This window comes from Wenzhouxiangella sp. 15190 (genome assembly GCF_003417465.1).
In the GTDB taxonomy this organism is placed as follows: Bacteria; Pseudomonadota; Gammaproteobacteria; order Xanthomonadales; family Wenzhouxiangellaceae; genus Wenzhouxiangella.
In genome coordinates this window covers 78,076-98,485 of the sequence record NZ_QVMV01000008.1, presented here as the reverse complement: position 1 = coordinate 98,485, position 20,410 = coordinate 78,076, and the positions used below count along the sequence as shown (strand labels likewise).

General features: G+C 61.3%; 18 protein-coding genes. 9 read left to right on the top strand and 9 right to left on the bottom strand.

Annotated features, from left to right (window positions below):
- The first annotated feature begins 6 nt into the window (after positions 1-6).
- Positions 7-795, top strand: coding sequence for a thiol:disulfide interchange protein DsbG (gene dsbG, locus DZK26_RS02680; protein ID WP_116897989.1), 789 nt, complete (start codon positions 7-9; stop codon positions 793-795).
- 133 nt (positions 796-928) lie between these two features.
- Here the strand turns inward: dsbG and DZK26_RS02675 are convergent, their stop codons facing one another.
- From DZK26_RS02675 to DZK26_RS02665, 3 genes are all read right to left on the bottom strand, one after another.
- Complete coding sequence (locus DZK26_RS02675) at positions 929-1,648, bottom strand: hypothetical protein (RefSeq protein WP_147306644.1); 720 nt, start codon at positions 1,646-1,648, stop codon at positions 929-931.
- Positions 1,649-1,711: 63 nt separating this feature from the next.
- Positions 1,712-3,310: a peptide MFS transporter gene (locus DZK26_RS02670; protein ID WP_220337113.1), complete on the bottom strand. Its 1,599-nt coding sequence runs from the start codon at positions 3,308-3,310 to the stop codon at positions 1,712-1,714.
- A 111-nt stretch (positions 3,311-3,421) separates the two neighbouring features.
- Positions 3,422-6,946 carry a methylmalonyl-CoA mutase family protein gene (locus tag DZK26_RS02665; RefSeq protein WP_116897987.1) on the bottom strand — a complete coding sequence of 1,175 codons (3,525 nt, stop codon included), beginning with the start codon at positions 6,944-6,946 and terminating at the stop codon, positions 3,422-3,424.
- Between the two features lie 530 nt (positions 6,947-7,476).
- Here DZK26_RS02665 and DZK26_RS02660 point away from each other — a divergent pair.
- Complete coding sequence (locus tag DZK26_RS02660; protein ID WP_116897986.1) at positions 7,477-7,827, top strand: helix-turn-helix transcriptional regulator; 351 nt, start codon at positions 7,477-7,479, stop codon at positions 7,825-7,827.
- A gap of 79 nt (positions 7,828-7,906) precedes the next feature.
- Here the strand turns inward: DZK26_RS02660 and DZK26_RS02655 are convergent, their stop codons facing one another.
- The 6 genes from DZK26_RS02655 to DZK26_RS02630 all read right to left on the bottom strand — a co-directional run bounded on the left by DZK26_RS02655 (position 7,907) and on the right by DZK26_RS02630 (position 14,226).
- Positions 7,907-9,313 (bottom strand): sodium/proline symporter, encoded by a 1,407-nt coding sequence (locus DZK26_RS02655; RefSeq protein ID WP_116897985.1) that lies wholly within the window; start codon positions 9,311-9,313, stop codon positions 7,907-7,909.
- A 90-nt stretch (positions 9,314-9,403) separates the two neighbouring features.
- Positions 9,404-10,516 (bottom strand): hypothetical protein, encoded by a 1,113-nt coding sequence (locus DZK26_RS02650; protein WP_147306643.1) that lies wholly within the window; start codon positions 10,514-10,516, stop codon positions 9,404-9,406.
- Positions 10,517-10,716: 200 nt separating this feature from the next.
- The gene (locus tag DZK26_RS02645; protein ID WP_116897983.1) at positions 10,717-10,932 is read right to left on the bottom strand and encodes a hypothetical protein; all 216 of its coding nucleotides are present in this window, start codon (positions 10,930-10,932) and stop codon (positions 10,717-10,719) included.
- Positions 10,933-11,026: 94 nt separating this feature from the next.
- Positions 11,027-11,527, bottom strand: coding sequence for a PleD family two-component system response regulator (locus tag DZK26_RS02640; protein WP_116897982.1), 501 nt, complete (start codon positions 11,525-11,527; stop codon positions 11,027-11,029).
- Positions 11,528-11,589: 62 nt separating this feature from the next.
- Positions 11,590-12,867: an HD-GYP domain-containing protein gene (locus DZK26_RS02635; RefSeq protein ID WP_116897981.1), complete on the bottom strand. Its 1,278-nt coding sequence runs from the start codon at positions 12,865-12,867 to the stop codon at positions 11,590-11,592.
- Between the two features lie 75 nt (positions 12,868-12,942).
- A complete protein-coding gene (locus DZK26_RS02630) occupies positions 12,943-14,226 on the bottom strand; it encodes an HD-GYP domain-containing protein (RefSeq protein WP_181918362.1) in 1,284 nt (427 codons plus the stop codon).
- Between the two features lie 164 nt (positions 14,227-14,390).
- Between DZK26_RS02630 and DZK26_RS02625 the strand changes: the two genes are divergently transcribed.
- The 7 genes from DZK26_RS02625 to DZK26_RS02595 all read left to right on the top strand — a co-directional run bounded on the left by DZK26_RS02625 (position 14,391) and on the right by DZK26_RS02595 (position 20,380).
- Entirely contained in the window at positions 14,391-15,071 is a 681-nt protein-coding gene (locus DZK26_RS02625) for a TIGR00153 family protein (protein WP_116897979.1), read from the top strand.
- Between the two features lie 32 nt (positions 15,072-15,103).
- Complete coding sequence (locus DZK26_RS02620; protein WP_116897978.1) at positions 15,104-16,354, top strand: inorganic phosphate transporter; 1,251 nt, start codon at positions 15,104-15,106, stop codon at positions 16,352-16,354.
- Positions 16,355-16,476: 122 nt separating this feature from the next.
- Positions 16,477-16,824, top strand: a complete 348-nt coding sequence (locus tag DZK26_RS02615; RefSeq protein ID WP_258870853.1) for a metalloregulator ArsR/SmtB family transcription factor — start codon at positions 16,477-16,479, stop codon at positions 16,822-16,824.
- Between the two features lie 56 nt (positions 16,825-16,880).
- On the top strand, positions 16,881-17,084 hold the full coding sequence (locus tag DZK26_RS02610) for a DUF2892 domain-containing protein (RefSeq protein WP_116897977.1): 204 nt from the start codon (positions 16,881-16,883) through the stop codon (positions 17,082-17,084).
- Positions 17,084-17,656, top strand: coding sequence for a DUF3365 domain-containing protein (locus DZK26_RS02605; protein WP_116897976.1), 573 nt, complete (start codon positions 17,084-17,086; stop codon positions 17,654-17,656). The genes DZK26_RS02610 and DZK26_RS02605 overlap by 1 nt, the downstream gene beginning before the upstream one ends.
- A 228-nt stretch (positions 17,657-17,884) precedes the next feature.
- Complete coding sequence (locus tag DZK26_RS02600) at positions 17,885-18,988, top strand: Glu/Leu/Phe/Val dehydrogenase dimerization domain-containing protein (protein ID WP_116897975.1); 1,104 nt, start codon at positions 17,885-17,887, stop codon at positions 18,986-18,988.
- A 243-nt stretch (positions 18,989-19,231) separates the two neighbouring features.
- On the top strand, positions 19,232-20,380 hold the full coding sequence (locus tag DZK26_RS02595; protein WP_116898005.1) for an isovaleryl-CoA dehydrogenase: 1,149 nt from the start codon (positions 19,232-19,234) through the stop codon (positions 20,378-20,380).
- The last annotated feature ends 30 nt before the right edge of the window (positions 20,381-20,410 follow it).

The following is a 20,410-nucleotide window of genomic DNA, read 5'->3' as shown; positions in this document are numbered from 1 at the left end:
AATTGCATGAAAATCGCCAACATACTGATCATATCCCTGCTGCCTGGCGTGATCCTCGCGGGAGTCGGCCTCAGCGCCTCGGCGATAGCCCAGAACCACCCATCCGTCGTACAGAGCCTGATTGATCGCGGTGTCACCATAAACGCTACATTCGATGCCCCAGGTGACCTCACCGGCTACGTCGGCAACAAGGACGGTCAAGCCGTTGCCTTCTATCTGACACCCGACCGGGAGCATGTCGTGGTCGGATCCATGCTTGACGCTGAAGGGCAAAACCTGACCGAGCCGAAGCTCCAGGAGTTGGTCCGGGGACCGCAGAACGAGCAAGCCTGGCGCCAACTCGAAGAGGCCGACTGGGTCATTGACGGCGACCCCGAAGCCCCGGTTGTCGTTTACACCTTCACCGACCCGAACTGCCCGTATTGCCATCGCTTCCGGCAGGCAGGAAAGCCCTGGATCGAGTCTGGCCGGGTTCAGCTGCGCCATATCCTGGTGGGCATCCTGAAGGAGGACAGCCTGCCAAAGGCGGCGACGATCATGGGTGCGGAAAGCCCGAGTGCGGCCTTGAGCGAGAATCAGGATCGTTATCGTGATGGCGGCATCAATGTCAATCACCAGCTCGTTGGCGACAATACCTCCCGGGTGCGGGCCAACAATCAGTTGATGAGCAGTCTGGGTCTGGGCGCTACACCAAGCACCTATTACCTCGACGACAGTGGCAACGTACAGACGAAACAGGGCGCGCCCCGACCGGATGAATTGGAAGCAATCATGGGAAGCGAAAGGCCCGATTGATTCCGGTTGTCCTTAGCCCCTGCAGTGGCACACAGCCAGTCCTGTACCTGCGCATCCACCCATTAGAGACAACCGCTTTGATGGGCATCAAACCAGGACTCGTCTGGCAGCTTGCTTGATCGTGAGGATACTTCTACACCGATTCCCGGTGCCGGCACAGATCGCTCGCGCGGCGAAGATTGACCATCACGAAAATGAACATGCCGGCGGCAAGCGCCAGTTCGGCGGGCTCCTGGTCGCGAAACGTGATGAAATGACCTATGACCAGGTGATGGCCGAACAGGGTCGGCTGCACCCACTGCGCCAGCTCGATCAGGCCATAGACCAGGAACAGAAAGCCGAACCAGCTGCTCACGTACCATTCGGGAATGACGAATCGCCAGATACTGCAAGGGGTCTTGACCAGCAACATTCGCGGCAGCCAGGCAAACGCCCCGTAAGCGCCCACCAGCAAGTAGGCAACATGCAGGTAGATCATCACCGGCCGCAGGTTGTGAATGGTCAACTCATCCTGCAGATTGACCGCTTGCAAACTCTCCGGCGTCTTGATGCCCAACAGACGCTGCCCCCAGCTGATCTCATCCATGGCCACGACCACCAGCGCAATCGCCAGTAACCAGTAGAGCCATCGGTGGACGGCAAGACCGGCCCGCGCCAATCGTACGGCCGTTACACCGGCCAGTATTCCCGAGACGAAGAAAAGGAGAAACTGCAAATTCTCGACCGGGCCGTCCTCGGCCACGAGCACTTGATAGAGGCCTTGGGAGGCGACTTTCGTGCTGGCAAACAACACCAACAGCAAAAATGGCGTGAGGAATGACAACCAGCGCAACGTTTCGCTCCTGCTCGACATCAGCTCTCTACTTCGAACGGATGCCGGCCGGGGACCGGCATCCGTTCAATCCGACGCCATTACTCAGTCGCGCGGCTGTTTCGGGCCGCCGCCTTCGTAGGCACCCGGTTCGTCCTCACGCACCAGGTCGTCAGCCGGCTGATCGAGTGCCGCCATTTTCTTGAGGAAAGGCGTCGCGATCAGGAAGCCGACAGTCACCACACCGCAGAAGATGACGACATTGCGATAGAGCTCGGGGAACTCGGAGACGCGGTCACCACTGAACGAACCGGCCAGAATGCCGGCCAGCAGGTTGCCCAGTGCGGCACCAAAGAACCACATGCCCATCATCTGGCTGTAATACTGGCGCGGTGCCAGCTTGGAGGTGGCCGACAGGCCGATCGGGCTGACGCACAGCTCGCCGGTGGTATGGAACAGGTAAGTCAGCAACAGCCAGGTCGGCAATACCTGGTCGCCGTCCTGGATCAGCGAGGCGGCGATCCACATGAAGCCAAAGCCGAGACCCAGCTGCGCGAAACCAAGCGCGAACTTCATCGGAATCGATGGATCGAGATTGCGCCGGCCCAGGTTGATCCACAGCGCCGAGAAGAACGGCGCGAAGATCAGGATATAGACCGGGTTGAGCGACTGGAACGCTTCGGCCGGAATCAGGATGCCCAGCATCTCGCGTGCCGTATAGCGCTCGGCGAACAGGTTGAGCGAGGAGCCGGCCTGCTCGAAGCCGGCCCAGAACAGCGCCGCGCCGATAAACAGTGCCACCAGCACAACGGTACGACGTCGCTCCAGTCCAGTGAGATCCTTGTCGAGCAGTACACGGGCGAAGAACAGCACGGCGACGCCCACGATCACGTAGACGCTGTACTCGGCCAGCATCTGGGCATTTACCTCTACCGCACCGCCGAGCGCCAGGAAAGCGACCAGGAACAGCACGGCCGTGCCAGCATAGATCGCCCAGGACATGTATTTGGTCTGCGCCTGCTTGTGGGCCGGCGTGGGATGCGGCTCCTTACCGAACTCGCCCAGGTGCTTCTGAGTGATGCGGTAGACGATCAAGCCCGCGATCATGCCCACGGCGGCGGCGGCAAAACCCCAGTGCCAGCCCATGTTGATGCGAAGCAGGCCGCAGATGAACGGGCCGAGCGCGGCACCGACATTGATGCCCATGTAGTAGATCACGTAGCCGGCATCGCGGCGCGCGCCGCCTTCCGGATACAGCTCGCCCACGCAGGAGGAGATGTTGGGCTTGAGCAGACCGGTACCGACCACGATCAGGATCAGGCCTAAATAGAAGCCGTAGCTCTCCTCCATCAAGCCGAAACCCGGCAGTGACAACACGATGTGGCCGGCGGCGATGATAATGCCGCCGTACCAGATGGCGTTCTGCTGGCCGAAGATGCGGTCGGCCAGCCACCCGCCCGGCAGCGCTGCCAGGTAGACGCCGGCGGTATAGAGGCCATAGATGGCCGCAGCGGTCGGATCGTCCATACCCAGGCCGCCTTCGACGACGGCCGCGGTCATGAACAGCACCAGCAATGCGCGCATGCCGTAGTAGCTGAAGCGCTCCCACAGCTCGGTGAAGAACAGCGTGCCGAGACCGGCCGGATGGCCGAAGAACTGGCGCTGGCCCGGCACGGCCGGGCTCCCCTCGTTATTCTGGGACATCAATGAAATCCTCTTTTATGGGTCTGGTTGGGCTCTGATTGACCCGGGGAGTTGACCAGAAATCCCCGGGGGAATCAAGGCGCGGTCCCTTCTCGACCGCGCCGGACCCGTCTACATGTTCCTTCGGTATTCGCCGCCGACTGCGTACAGGGCATGTGAAATCTGGCCCAGCGAACAACACTTGACCGCCTCCATCAAGGCCTCGAACGTGTTGCCGCGCTCACGTGCAACGGCCTGGAGTTGACGCAACGCCTCTTGCGAGCGCGCTTCATTGCGCCGGTTGAAGGCCTGGACATTGCCCACCTGCTGCTGCTTCTCTTCGGTCGTCGAGCGTGCCAGCTCGATCTCGCCACCTTCCTGTTCACCGCCCTCGGCCGGCAGGAAAGTGTTGACACCGACCAGCGGCAATGAGCCGTCGTGTTTCTTGTGCTCGTAGTAGAGCGACTCTTCCTGGATCTTGCCGCGCTGGTACATGGTGTCCATCGCCCCGAGCACACCGCCGCGCTCTGAGAGGCGCTCGAACTCGGCGTAGACGGCATCCTCGACCAGGTCGGTGAGCTGATCGATGATGTAGCTGCCCTGGAAGGGGTTCTCGTTGTAATTGAGCCCCAGTTCCTTGTTAATGATCATCTGGATGGCCACCGCCCGCCGCACCGACTCCTCGGTCGGCGTGGTGATCGCCTCGTCGTAGGCGTTGGTGTGCAGGCTGTTGCAGTTGTCGAAGATGGCGTAGAGCGCCTGCAGGGTGGTCCGGATGTCATTGAACTGGATTTCCTGGGCGTGCAGCGAGCGGCCAGAAGTCTGGATGTGGTACTTGAGCATCTGCGAGCGCTTGTTGGCGCCGTAGCGCTCGCGCATGGCGCGCGCCCAGATGCGTCGTGCCACCCGGCCGATGACCGAATACTCGGGGTCCATGCCGTTGGAGAAGAAAAACGACAGGTTCGGAGCGAATTCGTTGATATCCATGCCGCGGGCCAGGTAATACTCGACGATCGTGAAGCCGTTCGAGAGCGTGAAGGCGAGCTGGCTGATCGGGTTCGCCCCGGCCTCGGCGATGTGGTAGCCCGAGATCGATACCGAGTAGAAGTTCCTGACGCCCTTGTCGATGAAGTACTGCTGGATGTCGCCCATCATGTGCAGGGCGAACTCGGTCGAGAAGATGCAGGTGTTCTGGGCCTGGTCTTCCTTGAGGATGTCGGCCTGGACGGTGCCACGCACGACCTTGAGCGTTTCGGCCTTGATCTTCTCGTAGGTCTCCGTATCGACGAGCTGGTCGCCGGTCACGCCGAGCGTACCCAGCCCCAGGCCGTCATTGCTCTTCGGCAACTCACCGGTATACTCCGGCGCGTCGTCGCCGAGCAGTTCGGCGCGCTTTTTCTGCGCGGCGTCCCACTCACCGGTCTCCTTCAGATGCTTTTCGACCTGCTGGTCGACGGCGGTATTCATGAACATCGCCATGATCATCGGTGCCGGGCCGTTGATGGTCATCGATACCGAGGTGGCCGGGTCGGCCAGGTCGAAGCCCGAATAGAGTTTCTTCATGTCATCGAGGGTAGCGATCGACACGCCCGAATTGCCCACCTTGCCGTAGATGTCGGGCCGCTCGGCCGGGTCCTCGCCGTAGAGCGTGACCGAGTCGAAGGCGGTCGACAGGCGTTTGGCCGGCTGCCCCTCCGAGACATAGTGAAATCGACGATTGGTTCGCTCCGGCGTGCCCTCGCCGGCGAACATCCGGATCGGATCCTCGTTGGCACGCCGGTAGGGATAGACGCCGCCCGTATAGGGATAATGCCCGGGCAGGTGTTCCTTCATCAGGAAAACGAGCTGTTCGCCCCAGTCGGAGGTCTGGGGCGGGGCAATCTTGGGAATCTGCAGCCTGGAGAGCGACTCGCGGTAGTTGGAACCGGTGATCTCCTTGCCGCGCACTTGGTAACTGAATTCCTCGGCCTCGACGGCGGCTTTCAGGTCCGGCCATTGCCGCAGTAGTTCACGTCCATCTTCCGGGATCGATTTCAGTGCCTCGTTGTAGCGACTCCGTAAATCGTGAATCGTGAATCGTGAATCCTCATCTACATCGGAGTCGCCAGCCGATTTACGATTTACCATTAACGATTCACGAATCTCGCCATCCGGATAAAGCAACACGGGCTCCGGGCGATGCGAATCTCCCAACTCTCCCAGCACCTCGTAATAGTGCTGGGCCCTGCGCGCTTCCTCGGCCCAGGACAGAATCTTTTCGTTGAGCGTCCTTCCCTGCTCGGCGATTTCGGCCAGGTAACGAACCCGCTTGCCCGGAATCAAGACGGAAGGCCTCGGCTCCTTCTCGGCCAGCTCCACCTCGGGCTCGAAGTCGCATCTTTCAGTACCGAATACCGCCTTCCCTTCTTCGCCCTCTGTTTCACCGCTCTGCCGCAAGAGACGGCAGAGGTTCACGAACATCCAGGTTACCCCGGGATCATTGAACTGGCTTGCAATCGTCGGGTACACCGGCACGTCCTCGTCGGCCAGGTCGAACGCCAGGCGATTGCGCTTCCACTGCTTGCGCACATCCCTGAGCGCGTCCTGCGAGCCCTGGCGGTCGAACTTGTTGAGCACCACCAGCTCGGCGAAGTCGAGCATGTCGATCTTCTCGAGCTGACTGGCCGCCCCGAAATCGGAGGTCATGACATAGGCCGGAAAATCCACCAGGTCGACGACCTCGGAGTCCGACTGACCGATCCCGGCCGTCTCCAGAATGACCAGGTCGAAATCGCTGGTACGCAGCAGCGCCAGCGAGTCGGCCACGACCTCGGACGTCGCCAGGTGCTGCCGGCGCGTGGCCATCGAACGCATGAACACCCGCTCGGAGCGAAGCGAATTCATGCGGATGCGGTCCCCCAGCAGCGCCCCGCCCGTTCGCCGACGAGTGGGGTCGACGGCCAGCACGGCGATGCGCATGTCGGGAAAATACTGCAGAAAGCGATTGAGCAGTTCGTCGGTAACCGAGGACTTGCCGGCCCCGCCGGTACCCGTCAGACCGACGATGGGCACGCCGTTGGGCGATTCGGCCGACTTGCGCAATTGCGCCAGTTCATGCTCGGAAACGGTCCCGTTCTCGATCGCCGACAGCTTCTCGGCAACGTCGGCGTCACGACTTTCCGACTTCTGCCTTCCGTCCTCCGACGTCCGCGACGCGCGAGCCTGCCGGGTCCGCTCCACCAGGTCGGCGATCATGTCCTTGAGCCCCATCTTCATCCCGTGCTCGGGGTGGTAGATGCGGGTGACCCCGTAGTCCTCCAGCTCGCGAATCTCATCGAGCGTGATGGTGCCGCCCCCACCGCCGAAAACCTTGATATGGCCGGCGCCGAGTTCGTCGAACATGTCGACCATGTACTTGAAGTATTCCATGTGGCCGCCCTGGTAGGAACTCACCGCGACGGCGTCGGCGTCTTCGCAGAGTGCCGCGCGCACGATATCGGCGACCGAGCGGTTATGCCCCAGGTGAACGACCTCGCAGCCCTCGGCCTGGATCAGGCGGCGCATCAGGTTGATGGCGGCATCGTGTCCGTCGAACAGGCTGGCTGCCGTGACCACTCGCAACGGCAGGTCGGAGTCGGTGCTGGGCGTGCTCGAAAGGGATTCGGCAGTCTGGCTCATGGCGTGAATTCACGGTTGAACGGGAACTACCCATTGTAGCCGGTCGCCGCGCGACGGACCAAAGGGTGGGCATGAGGGCGATCTCCGCGGGTGTCCGTGGCGCCCCCGGGCGCCGGGTCGGTTGGTGCCACAGGTCGCTGTGCGGGTGCGGACTACGCCCCATCCCTGCCGAAGACGCCACCCAATCCGACCGAGCAGAAACGAAGGCACAGGCAGCATTCCGTTAAGCCCCAAGAATATTTACTCCTGCGGACCTGCCGCGTCCTTTAAGCGCGCTTTTGGTTACTTTTTTCGCGCAAGAAAAAAGTGACTCGCCGAAAGAGCCTGCGAAGCAGGCCGGGCGAAACAGATTTTGACATGTCGAGACCCGCACCGCGTGCGGCGGCATCAAGCAGCCCACCAACCGGGCGCCAAAGCGCCCCGTGGCGCCAAGCCACCGAAGGCGCCCGCATCCTCAAATAGCCGCCAGTTCGCGGCAGAATCAAAATCCTTTTGCGAAAGGACCCATTTTTGGGCAATAATTACCCGCTATGGCTACCGCTACCACACTTCAGACCAGCCAGTCCTCGCGGTTCGAGATGCCCTCGCCGCAGGAGATGGCGCAGCATGCCGAGCACGCGGCAGGCTTTCTCAAACTGATGGCCAACCCGCACCGGCTGATGATTCTTTGCCATCTGCTCGATTCGGAGCTTTCGGTCAGTGAGCTGAACAGTCACCTGCCCCTGAGCCAGTCGGCCCTGTCGCAGCACCTGGCGGTACTGCGCAACGCCGGTCTGGTCCAGACCCGGCGGGATCAGCAGGTGATCTACTATTCCCTGGCAAGCGGCGAGGTCCGGGCCCTGATGGCCACGCTCTACGAGCAGTTCTGCCGACCAGCCTGATTACGCCGTAGCCACAGCGTGCTGACTACGATCGGGTAAATGCCGATAATCGGCAACAATATTCACGCGAACCACCAACTCACCGGGACCCCTCACCCGACCGGTCACCGCCGCGCTGCACGCCGGCCAGTGCGATGGCCAGGGCAATGAACAACGGCACCAGGCGCTCGATAGCATTGCCGGGCGCCTGCGGAAAGAAGCTGATTGTGACCGTCATGGCAAACCCGATCAGCATGGCCGCCAGGCGATAACCCGGCCGGACATAGCCGGCGAAAAGCATCACCACCAACAGCGGACCGAAGGCATTGCCCAGCGCCTGCCAGGCGAACAGCACCCGATCGAAGATCGAGTCCGGAAACCAGAGAGCCAGCGCCACGGCCGCCAAGCCCAGGATGACGATGACGACGCGATCCACGGCCAGCGAAACCGAACCACGCCGCAGGTCATGGCTGACCGCGGAGCCGGCCACCAGAAGCTGGCTGTCGGAGGTCGACATGATCGCGGCCAGAACCCCGCCGGCCACCAGGCCACCGAGGACCGCCGGCAACAAGTCCACCGCCAGCTCCAGCAGGACCGACTCACCGTCGGCCAACTCCGGCATCAACACACGGCCGGACCAGCCCAATACCACCATGCCGATGTAGATCACCGCCGCCCAGCCCAGGGCGATGTTACGGGCGAAACGAATCTCGGTGCCGGAGCGCAGGGCCATGAAACGATTGACCACGTGCGGCTGCCCCGGATAGCCGAGCCCGATTCCGAACAGCCCGGCGACGAATACCATCGACAGCAACAGCCCGGGCTGGTCGACCAGGCGCGTGAGTGACGGGTCGTCGAGCGCCTGCAGCCCCGCATGCAAACCAGCGGGACCACCGACGGCCACCAGCGCCACGACCGGCAGCACGAGCGCGACGAAGAACATCATCAGCCCCTGCAGGGCGTCGGTCACGCTCGCCGCCCAGAAGCCGCCCAGAAACACATAGGCGATCACGATGGCCGCGCCCGAGAGAATGGCCACGGCGGTATCGACGTTCAGGGCGGTGCTTATGGCCGCACCCGCCGCCTGGAACTGAGATGCGACGTAGAAGGTAAAGCAGAACAGGATGATGGCGGCGCCGAAAGCGCGAATGCGGCGCTCGCTGCCCGAGCCCGCGCCCTGACCGAGAAACTGGACCAGGGTCAGGGCACCGTTGTCGCGGCTGGCCGGTTGCAGCCTCGGCGCGATGAAAACCCAGTTGATGAAAAAACCCGACCAGATGGCCGGAATCAGCCACAGCGCCTGCACCCCCCAGGCATAGGCTGCGCCGCTGACGCCGAGGAGGGTCCAGGCCGACGATGAACTGGCCGAAGCGCTGAGCGATGCGATGATCGGGCCCATGCGGCGACCGGCCAGATGAAAATCGGCCGTATCCCCCACCCTGCGCTGGGCCCATACGCCAATGGTCAATAGCAGGACGAGATAGACGACGAGCGTGGCGGCGACCATTGATTTCTCACTTCGTGAATCAGGCGCCGCTCAATTTAGCAGATGGTTGCCCGGCGTATCGGCCGGGCAACTATGCGCAAGTTCGAAAACTCAGAGCTTATAGGTAAACCGGACGTAGAGGTCCCGGTCCTCCTGAAGCTGCGAGGCAGCGATACGTTGTTCGATTTCTTCGCGGATTCGGAAGCGGATATCGACGCGCAGCTGCTGGTTGAAATGGTGCTGATATCGAATCTCGTAGAGATCGTTGTTGTTGCGGAAATCATTGGAAATCAACCAGCCGGATTCCACGTGGCCGTAGACCACGCCCAGGTTGTGGCCGGGACGGATGTCGAACAGGTTGGCACTGAGTTGGTAGCCATCACCATCCACGTCGTCGCCAGGGGTACCGATCAGCATCACGCTCTCCTTCGGCGTATCAAAGGCGTGGCCATACTCGCCCGCCAGCACGAAACGTGTTCCCGCTTCGCCCACGGGCCATTCGGCCGCCGCCTTGGCCGTCATCGTCAGGTAATCGTCGCGCCGCGGATCGGCCACGCCGTGGGTGGCCAGGGCATCGGGAATCCAGTTCAGCGTGAGCATGCGCATCGAAACCGGCCCCCAGGATTCAGTCGAGCGCAACCCGAGATAAGCACCGAGGCGGCTTCCGCTGTCGGAGAAGTCGATCGGACCGCGGAAGGTGTTGCCCGTACCCCGACGATGATTCAGCTGGGCGATGACATGACTTTCCCAGCCGCCGCCGAGCTCACTGATCCAGTGCACGCCGTCGGTCCAGCCGATACCCACATTGGAGGCGTCGTTGCGATCGAGACTCTTGTCGGGCACGACCGGCAGCTTGAATCCGGTCTGGAAACGGCCGATGCGGACCGTGTTCCGGTCGGCATCATCGGCCCACTGGAAAAAGAACTCGTCGAGGTGGACTTCACCCGGTCGCGTCCCCGTGCCAGAGGCCCGGTAGCGATCGAATTCCAGCGAGTAGTCGTTGCCGTCCGTCGTGACCCAGGTCGCCACACGACCCCGGAAAAGCCAGTTGTCGGAAAGTTCGCGCTGGGCGAACAGCCTGAAGCGGCCACGCAGACTCTCGTCGCTGCTTTCAAAGCCGGAGCGTGAGTCACGTTCACTGGCGTAGAAGCCACCGCGAAGATCGCCGCCGAATTCCCATCCGGCTTCCTGGGCATGCGCCGCGCCGGTGGACACCATGGCCACCAACACCAAGCACCATCGAACAGCACCGCTCGCTTTGGCGGGTATGCAATAAAAAGAAGTCATCCGGGTCATTGTTAAGTTCCTGCCTTGAGTGTAGCGCTGATGACAAAGCACAGCATCGACAGCGCGATAGTGTGTGGCAGAAATATGACAGAACGATTAAAAGGTCACACCATTGCAGCGTGTCTGTCACATTTCGTTCAATCGCCGGACGAATCGAACTCGGCGAGCTTGCGCTCGACTTCGGCCAGCTCCGCCTCGGCGATCCGGGCGATCTCCATCAACGCTTCCTGGTTTTCGAGTTGCTGAGCCTGTTCTTCCAGGTCACGATCAAGCCCACCGCCGAGGTCCCGACGTATGGCATCCAGACGCTGAATCAGTTCGTCCCGGCGCTCGAGCAGTTGCTTGCGGTCCATGATGAAGCCTCCAGCCATACGATGTCAGTCAGTGTAGGCGAGAGCGCCCACAAACGGCTTGACGTGGATCAACCGGCTTACGGCTCGCGGGACCTCAATCGGATTCAGCCTGCCCTTCCCGGACGCCTCGCGCGGGAAGCTCACCGGCACTGACCAGCCGCTCGATGCGCGAGAACACCTCGTAGCGTCCGAACGGCTTCTTCATGAACCCGTCGGCACCAATCTTCTTGAGATAGAACTCTTCGACAGCTTGTGGATTGCCGCTGATCATGATGACTGGCACGGACTCGGTGGCGGGATGACGGCGCAGCTTACGCAAGGCGGTAAACCCGCTCATGCCCGGCAGCACGATATCGAGAAAGATCAGGTCGGGCGGATCTTCGGCAGCCAGCTTCAACGCCGTTTCGGCATCGCCGGCGTCCCGCGTTTCGTAACCGTTCTGATTCAACATGTGGCCCAACGCGGCCACGATGGTGCGGGAATCGTCGACGACAAGTACTCGCATACCGCGTCGTGCGTGCAGGCGCCGCCCCTGGCGGCGATCGTCGGGCTGACGCATTCCCAGCAGCCGTCGAAATCGGTCCAACTGACTCATCCAGGCTCCCTCTGAATTCGGATGGCGTGGTCGATGTGTCGATTATCTACCGGAAGAAACGATCAAGCCAAGTCCGGAGAGGAATCGAAAGCTCTCGACAGTTCGCGGATATTCACATCCTCGGTGCCATCGGGAAGGACTTCGGCAATGCGAACCGGCGCATCTCCGACCTCTGGCCGCTGGCTGGCCAAATCGAGCGTGTCTCCGAGCCTGTGGCCGGCATCAGTGATCTCGAGCAACCGGACCATCGGAAGAAGACCGCGTCCTTCACCGGTCTGCAGGACCAATGCGAGACGCCCGTTACTCAAGCGCACCAGTGTACCCGGTGTCACCCAACCGAGGTAGTGGGTAAACGCCTCGACCATCGGCCCGTCGAACTGCTGATTGCGCTGTTTCCAGAGCACACTGAAGGCGTCGTGATGCGAACGTGCCGGATCGTATACGCGCCGGGACGTGATCGCATCATAGGCATCGACGATGCCAACCAGCCGCGCCAGTTGAGGTATTGCACCGCCGGCAAGGCCTTGCGGATATCCCCGGCCGTCGGGGCGCTCATGGTGGTGTAAAACGGCCTGGACCACGGCATCCGGCAGTCCTCCTTCTTCCTGGAGAAGCTGGTATCCGATGGTCGTATGCGTCTTTATGATCTCGTACTCTTCAGCCGTGAGGGGACCCGGCTTGTTGAGGATTTCCGATTCGATTCGCAGCTTGCCCAGGTCGTGAAGCAACCCCGCCAGCCCGGCGTATTCGATCTTTTTCTCCTCCCAATCCAGTGCATGAGCGAGGCCCAATGACAGGATCGAGGCATTGATGCAGTGCTGGGCCGTGTAGTCATCACGAGTCTTGATTCGCGTCAGCCAGACCAATGCCGCAGCATGCTCTTCCAGCACACTCGCCAGTTCGGACACCACCGATTGGGCCGAATCCACGTCGACCTCACTACCTGCCCGGAACTGCTCCGCCAGGTCTCGAATACGACTGTCCAGGGAATTGTGGATCTCGAGCGCTCGATTCAGGGTTTCAGCATTGACCTCACCCTCGAGTATTTTTCCTTTCCCTGAGCGAGAGGCCCGTAGCCGCCGGGGGCTGCTCGAATCGGGCGCAGCCGGCAATCGACTCGTGGGCATCCACTGGTTGGGGCTGTGCTCGCGGGAAATGACCACCCACGCGCAGTTTTCCTGCATCCAGCGCTTCTTGTCCGCTGAGTCGATCAGAACGCCCTGCAGGGGAAATTGTGTCTCCGACCACGGGATGTCCAGACGCGTCACGAAGTGTCCGAACTGCAACTCGGACGGATCGACGCGGCTTTCGAAAGCCCACCCGCTTGGACGCTCGGGCATGCCTGTCCCCTCGGTTCGGTCATTGGCCCTACCGGAGAAAACTATAACGCCGCGAAGAAGACGCTGTCCAGCAGCTCACTCCAGCACGGAGACCAGCATGGCCTTGACGTTGACGCCGGGCAATCCGTCGGGCAGTACCTCCTCGATGTGGATCATCGGATTGCCGTCGTCGTCGCGCAACTCCGCCAGGTCGACACGCTCACCGGGCCGATAGCCCGTTCCGCCGTGAATGAGCTTGCGTACGACCGGATAGAAACCGTGGACGATATTGGTCTCCTCCACGATCGCCAGATCACCGTTCGACAGGCGCACCAAAGTGCCCGGCGCCACCCATCCGAGGAAGTGAATGAAGGTTTCAACCATCTTCCGGTCGAATTTGTGCGAACGGGCGCGCCAGAGCACACCGAGGGCATCGTGGTGGGAACGCGCCGGCCGATAGCTTCGCTGTGATGTCACGGCATCGTAGACGTCAACGATCGACACCAGACGCGAAACCTGCTTGATGTCGCCTGACTGCTTGCCGTGGGGATAACCCTTGCCGTCGCTTCGTTCGTGGTGCTCCAGGGCGGCCATGGCGATGGCCTCGTCGACGTCGTCGCGCCGTGCAAGCAGCTCGTACCCGTGCTCGGTATGCGTCTTGACGTGCCGGTACTCCTCTTCGTTGAGGAGATCGGGTTTGTTGAGAATCGAGGAGTCGATATCGACATTACCGACGTCGTGCAGCAAAGCGGCCATGCCCGCTCGCTCGACCTGGTCCGGCGACCAATCGAGCGCGTGCGCCAGTCCCAGCGCCAGGATGGCGGAATTGATGGAGTGCTGCGCCGTATAGTCGTCGCGCTCCTTGATTCGGGTCAGCCAGACCATGGCCGCGAGATTCTGCTGCAGATAGCCGGCCAGCTCGGCCACCACGCGTTCGGCCGTCTTGATTTCCACGGTCCCTTTCTGGGCGAACCCCCGAATGAGTTGCCTCGCCTGGCTGTCGAGAATGTTGTAGGCGCGAAGCGCCACGCCCACACTTTCCTTGTCGATGCGATCGCCCCGCAACGCATTGATGGGATCGCGAAGATCGGTGGAAGGTCTTATGGGTTCTTCTTTCTTGGGCTTTCCACCTAGCGGAATCGGTCGAGGAGACGGCGGAGGCGTATCGCTGCGCTCGAAGTCGATGACAACCCACTCGCAGTGATCCTCGAACCATTCTTTCCTTTCTTCCGAATCGATCAGGACGCCCTGTAGCGGAAAAGGCGTATCAATCCAGGGAATATCCAGACGCACGACAAAGTTGCCCACCTCCAGATCGGAGGGGTGGACGATCATCTCGCGTGTCCAGATCGAGTCGGGCTGTCCCTTTTCCTGCGCCATATCCAGAAACTCAGGAATCCATTGGAGCATTATGCCAGCAATGCACTGAGACGCCAGTCACACAATGCAAAATTGATCTCCAGGCAGGGCCATGATGATTGCTTCACGAAGCTGTTACAATTTCTTCCTTATATGAATTATCCTGTTATCCAGGGAAAATCCCAATGAATCCAACCGGTTACATTTCCCGCGTATTTGGCCAGTCGCCGGTGCGCCCGCTTCAGCAGCACTTCGAGAAAGCGGCCGGCTGCGCCTTCAAACTGCCCGATTTCGTGCGTGCCGCACAGTCCGGGGACTGGGAAAAGGCCGCCGAGGTTCGCAAGAGCATCGTCAACCTCGAACACGAAGCCGATGATCTCAAGCGCGAGCTGAGGCTGAATCTGCCGCGCAGCCTTTTCATGCCGGTGGCCCGAACGGACGTGCTCGAGATGCTCTCGGTGCAGGACCGCATTGCCAACAAGGCGCGCGATATTTCCGGCCTGATGCTCGGCCGTCGAATGGTCATCCCCGAACCTCTGCAGGAGCTGTATCTCAGCTTCGTCGACCGCTGCCTCGAAGCCGTGGGCCAGGCGCACAAGACGGTCAACGAACTCGACGAATTGTTCGAGACGGGGTTCAGCGGTAGCGAGATCGACCTGGTCATGGGGATGATCAAGAAGCTCGACGAAATCGAAAACGACAGCGACAGCCTGCAGGTCCGGATTCGCGCCGAGCTTCTGGAAGTCGAAAAGGATTTGCCGCCCATCGATGTCATGTTTCTCTACAAGATCATCGATCGGACCGGGGACCTGGGCGATCTGGCCCAGCGTGTCGGCAGCCGCCTCCACCTGATGATCGCTCGCTAGACCGAATCAGATAAGCTCGAGAGACCCGTTTCATGGAACAGGCGATTTTCTACATCCTCCTGGCGGCTTTGTTCGGCCTGTTCATGGCCTGGGGCATCGGCGCCAACGACGTAGCCAATGCCATGGCGCCGTCGGTCGGCTCGCGCGCGATCACGATCAAGCAGGCAATCCTGATCGCGGCCATCTTCGAATTTTCCGGCGCCGTGCTGGCCGGCGGCGGTGTCACCAGCACGATCCGCAAAGGCATCGTTGACGCTTCGCTGCTTCAGGGTCAGCCCGAACTGCTGATCTACGGCATGCTCGCCGCATTGCTTGCCGCCGGGACGTGGCTCATGGTTGCCTCTGCCCGGGGATGGCCGGTGTCCACCACCCATACGATCATTGGTGCGGTAGTCGGCTTCGCCGCCATCGGCATTGGAACTTCCGCCGTTCACTGGGACCAGGTCGGACAGATCGTGCTGAGCTGGATCGTCAGCCCGCTGCTGGCCGGTTTCATCGCCTGGTTGCTGTTCACCAGCGTCCAGCGCCTGGTACTGGAGCGGCCCGATCCACTCAAGGCTGCGCGGCGCTACGTGCCCGGCTATATCTTCCTGGCCGGCTTCTTCATGACGCTAGTCACCGTCTTCAAGGGCCTCAAGCACATCGGCATCGACCTCGATCCGGTTCATTCCTACGGGCTGGCGGTGGCCATCGGCGGAATCATTGCCGGTATCGGCATGATCTTCATCATGCGCATTCCTGATATCGACCTGCAGGATACCGATTTCCATTACTACACCGTCGAACGCATCTTCGGCGTATTGATGGTGGTAACCGCCTGCTCCATGGCTTTCGCACACGGCTCCAACGACGTTGCCAACGCCATCGGTCCGGTGGCCGCGGTGGTAAGCGTGGCCGGCAGCGGCAGCGTGAACCAGGAAGCGATCGTCCCGGTCTGGATCCTGATTCTCGGTGGGGCGGGCATCGTCATCGGACTGGCCACTTATGGCCATCGGGTCATCGCCACGGTGGGCAGCAACATCACCACGCTAACCCCCAGCCGCGGCTTTGCCGCCGGACTGGCCGCCGCGGCGACCATCGTCATGGCTTCGGGCACCGGGCTGCCGATTTCCACCACACACACGGTCGTGGGAGCCATCCTCGGTGTCGGGATGGCACGCGGAATCGCTGCCATCAACCTGCAGACGGTGGGCTCGATCTTCATGTCCTGGATCATCACGATTCCGGCCGGCGCCCTGCTTTCCGTTTTCTTCTACCTGATCATCCGCACCCTGGCAGGCTGACACCTCGTCGCTGCGTAGCTGCTTGACCCATTCCCGCTACCCTTTTATATTAGATATATCTTAATTAAGCCTTGAGGGCCGACATTGTAGGTCTCGCTCAGGCAGACGCCAGGTGATTGATCATGCGCGAAGAACTTCACGGTGGACTCCCGATGCTGGCCGATCTCGACCCGGAACAGGCCGGCAATGCCGCTTCTCTGCTACGTGCGCTCGCCAATCCGACCCGGTTGATGCTGCTGTGCTCATTGGTCGAGGGCGAACATTCCGTCAGCGAACTCAACCAGCGCATTCCCCTGAGCCAGTCGGCGCTGAGCCAGCATCTGGCACGGTTGAGAGAAGAACATCTCGTCGCTACGCGGCGCGAATCCCAGACCATCTACTACCGCATCGCCGATCCGGTGGTGCTGGAACTGATCGCACCACTTCACCGGCGTTTCTGTACACCCGGCGATGGCCCAAACCGATCTTGACTTTATATTAGTTTATTCTTATATTTAGACTGTACACGCTCGGAAGGAAACGCATCATGAACATCGATAGACTGGTTTTTGCGATCGCCGGCTGCATGATTCTTCTCAGCCTCGTCCTGTCACAGATTCACAGCGTCTGGTGGCTGCTCCTGACGGCCTTCGTCGGCCTCAACATGCTGCAGGCAGCCTTCACGGGCTTCTGTCCCCTGGCGAAAATTCTCCGGTCCATGGGCAAGCAACCCGGACGGGCATTCAACTGATGCGCCGCGGCGCCCTGGCACTGAGCGCCGTATTGTTGGTTTCCCCCGGCCTGGCCGATGACGGGCCTGCTCCGACCTGGGTCGAGCAGGCCCGCTCCGGAGCCGGCGCACTGGGCAGTCAGCTCAAGCAGGCGCTGCAGACGGCGATGGCCGACGGTGGGCCGGTGGCGGCAATCGACGTCTGCCGGATTCAGGCGCCGGAAATCGCCGCTGATGTCTCCAGCCGGCGTCTCCAGGTGGGTCGCACCGCACTGAAGGTGCGCAATCCCGACAATACGCCCGACCACTGGGAAACCCGCATGCTGGAAGCGTTCGAACAGCGCCTGGCCAATGGCGAGGATCCCGCGCAGATCGAAATCTTTGCCATCCGCAACGAGGCGGGACGCCGCTACGGGCACTGGATGAAAGCCATTCCCACCCAGGGGTTGTGCACGGCCTGCCACGGAACCGAACTGAAGCCCGAAGTCGCCGAGGCGATCGACACGGCTTACCCGCAAGACCAGGCCCGCGGCTTCTCCGTTGGCGACTTGCGCGGCGCGTTCAGTGTGGAAATCGATCTCGACTCGGATTGACGCGGCAGCTCCTGGCCCGCAGACCACTCCTCCTCCATCAACTGGCACGACCCGCCCGTTCAGTCTAAAATAGGCGGCTGCCTCGCTTGCCGCCCATCCAGGGTCAGGCGGGCTATCGCGGCCCGGCTCTCACCGGGCGTGTCAACCAAAAATCAAACCCGGCCGATTCATCGGGGGATCGGCGCAATCGCTTGCGACATCGTTGGCGCAAGCCCTGGAGGATCGTTAATGAATCTGTTTGAAACCATCCACACGACCGAGCATGAGCAGGTCATCTTCTGCCATCACAAGGATGCTGGCCTGAAGGCCATCATCGCCATTCACAACACCACGCTCGGACCGGCCCTGGGTGGCATGCGCATGTGGCCCTACGCCACCGAGCAGGACGCCCTCGACGACGTACTGCGCCTGTCCCGCGGCATGACCTACAAGGCCGCGGTCGCCGGCCTCAATCTCGGCGGCGGCAAGTCCGTCATCATCGGCGACCCGCGCAAGGACAAGTCCGAAGCCCTGTTCCGCGCGGTGGGGCGCTTCATCGACTCGCTGCATGGTCGCTATATCACGGCCGAGGACGTCGGCATCGACGTCAACGACATGGAATACGTCTTCCAGGAAACCGACAACGTCGTTGGCGTCCACCAGGTCCACGGCGGTTCCGGCGATCCCTCGCCGTTTACGGCTTTCGGTACCCTTCAGGGCATTCGCGCCAGCCTGCAGCGCCAGTTCGGTGACGAAGACATCGGCAAGTACAGCTACGCTGTCCAGGGCGTCGGCCACGTCGGCATGGAGCTTGTCAAGCTGCTGCGCAAGGAGAACGCCAAGGTCTTCGTTACCGACATCAATGAAGAGGCCGTCCAGGCCGCCGTCGACATGGGCTGTGAAGCGGTCGGCACCGACGATATCTACGATGTGGATGCCGAAGTTTATTCCCCGACAGCCCTGGGGGCCACGGTCAATGAACAGACCATTCCGCGCTTCAAGTTCAAGATTGTCTGTGGTGCGGCCAACAACCAGCTCGCTACCGAGGAATGCGGCGACGAACTCGAGCGCCGCGGCATCATTTACGCCCCCGACTACGCCGTCAACGCCGGCGGACTGATGAACGTCTCGATCGAGTTCGAGGGCTATAACCGCGAGCGCGCCAAGCGCATGACCCGCGCCATCTACTACAACGTCTCGAAGATCTTCCAGATCGCCGAGCGCGACGGCATCCCCACCTGGAAGGCCGCAGACCGGATGGCCGCCGAACGCATCGCCATGGTCGGCAAGCTCAAACTTCCCTTCATGGGCCGCGCCCACCGCTTCCCGGGCCGCGAGCGGGGGAATCATTGATTGAGTGGGGCTTCGACACCCGCGGCGCCAGCGGCAGGTGTCGAAGCCCCCGATCCGATTTTTGGAAAATAGTGAATAGAAAATAGAAAATAGAAAATTCATTGGCAGCAGTAGTTTGGCTACAAAGTTATTGCGACGGCACCACCTCTATTTACTTTTTTCTATTTACTATTTACTGGTATTTCCTCGAAACCCAAAGGCCGAATGCGGCCTCCGACCCCAGCCGAGGATCAGGGTGCCAAAATGAAACTTCAAGAAGACATCGAAATGCTGCGCGAAAGCGTCCGCCGTTTCGCCGAGGAATCGATCGCGCCGCGTGCCGAGGAAATCGACCAGTCGAACGAGTTTCCGCAGGAACTCTGGCGGGAACTGGGCGAGATGGGCCTTCTGGGTATCACCATCCCCGAGCAATACGGTGGATCGGACATGGGCTACCTTGCCCACCTGGTGGCGATGGAAGAAATTTCCCGTGCCTCGGCTTCCATCGGGCTGTCCTACGGCGCCCACTCGAACCTGTGCCTCGACAACCTGTATCGAAACGGCAGCGATGCCCAGCGCGAGAAGTACGTGCCCAGGCTGGTTTCCGGCGAATGGGTCGGCGCCCTGGCCATGTCCGAACCGGGCGCCGGATCGGATGTGGTTGGCTCCATGAGCTGCCGGGCCGAGAAGAAGGGCGATACCTGGGTGGCCAACGGCTCCAAGATGTGGATTACCAACGGCCCTGAATGTGACCTCGCCCTGGTCTACATGCGCACCGCCGGCCAGGATGCCGGCAGCAAATGCATGACGGCCTTCCTGGTTGAAAAGGACTTCGAGGGCTTCGAGAAAGCGCAGAAACTCGACAAGCTCGGCATGCGCGGATCCAACACCTGCGAACTGGTCTTCGAGGACTGCGAGATTCCGGAAGAGAACGTGCTCGGCGAGGTCAATGAAGGCGTCAGGATCCTGATGTCGGGACTGAACTCCGAGCGCCTGGTACTCTCCGGCGGTCCCATCGGTATCATGCAGGCAGCGATGGACAACGTGCTGCCCTATGTCAACGACCGCAAGCAATTCGACCGCCCCCTGTCCGATTTCGGCCTCATGCAGGCCAAGATCGGCGACATGTACGCCGCCCTGCAATCCTCACGCGGCTTCGCCTACCAGGTGGCCGCCGACTACGACCACGGCGAGCGCTCGCGCATCGACGCGGCCGCCTGCCTGCTGCATGCCTCGACCAGTGCCGTCAACGTCGCACTCGAAGCCATCCAGGCGCTGGGCGGCAACGGCTACATCAATGAATACCCCACCGGCCGGCTGCTGCGCGACGCCAAGCTCTACGACATCGGCGCCGGAACCAACGAAATCCGCCGCATGCTCATCGGCCGCGAACTCGCCGCCGGCCGAACCTGAGACGGAAAATCTTTAAATCGCAAAGACGCA

Coding starts and splice junctions, on each gene's coding strand:
- dsbG (WP_116897989.1), top strand. CDS start 7: ATGAAAATCGCCAACATACTGATCATATCCCTGCTGCCTGGCGTGATC.
- DZK26_RS02675 (WP_147306644.1), bottom strand. CDS start 1,648: ATGTCGAGCAGGAGCGAAACGTTGCGCTGGTTGTCATTCCTCACGCCA.
- DZK26_RS02670 (WP_220337113.1), bottom strand. CDS start 3,310: ATGTCCCAGAATAACGAGGGGAGCCCGGCCGTGCCGGGCCAGCGCCAG.
- DZK26_RS02665 (WP_116897987.1), bottom strand. CDS start 6,946: ATGAGCCAGACTGCCGAATCCCTTTCGAGCACGCCCAGCACCGACTCC.
- DZK26_RS02660 (WP_116897986.1), top strand. CDS start 7,477: ATGGCTACCGCTACCACACTTCAGACCAGCCAGTCCTCGCGGTTCGAG.
- DZK26_RS02655 (WP_116897985.1), bottom strand. CDS start 9,313: ATGGTCGCCGCCACGCTCGTCGTCTATCTCGTCCTGCTATTGACCATT.
- DZK26_RS02645 (WP_116897983.1), bottom strand. CDS start 10,932: ATGGACCGCAAGCAACTGCTCGAGCGCCGGGACGAACTGATTCAGCGT.
- DZK26_RS02640 (WP_116897982.1), bottom strand. CDS start 11,527: ATGAGTCAGTTGGACCGATTTCGACGGCTGCTGGGAATGCGTCAGCCC.
- DZK26_RS02635 (WP_116897981.1), bottom strand. CDS start 12,867: ATGCCCGAGCGTCCAAGCGGGTGGGCTTTCGAAAGCCGCGTCGATCCG.
- DZK26_RS02630 (WP_181918362.1), bottom strand. CDS start 14,226: ATGGCGCAGGAAAAGGGACAGCCCGACTCGATCTGGACACGCGAGATG.
- DZK26_RS02625 (WP_116897979.1), top strand. CDS start 14,391: ATGAATCCAACCGGTTACATTTCCCGCGTATTTGGCCAGTCGCCGGTG.
- DZK26_RS02620 (WP_116897978.1), top strand. CDS start 15,104: ATGGAACAGGCGATTTTCTACATCCTCCTGGCGGCTTTGTTCGGCCTG.
- DZK26_RS02615 (WP_258870853.1), top strand. CDS start 16,477: ATGCGCGAAGAACTTCACGGTGGACTCCCGATGCTGGCCGATCTCGAC.
- DZK26_RS02610 (WP_116897977.1), top strand. CDS start 16,881: ATGAACATCGATAGACTGGTTTTTGCGATCGCCGGCTGCATGATTCTT.
- DZK26_RS02605 (WP_116897976.1), top strand. CDS start 17,084: ATGCGCCGCGGCGCCCTGGCACTGAGCGCCGTATTGTTGGTTTCCCCC.
- DZK26_RS02600 (WP_116897975.1), top strand. CDS start 17,885: ATGAATCTGTTTGAAACCATCCACACGACCGAGCATGAGCAGGTCATC.
- DZK26_RS02595 (WP_116898005.1), top strand. CDS start 19,232: ATGAAACTTCAAGAAGACATCGAAATGCTGCGCGAAAGCGTCCGCCGT.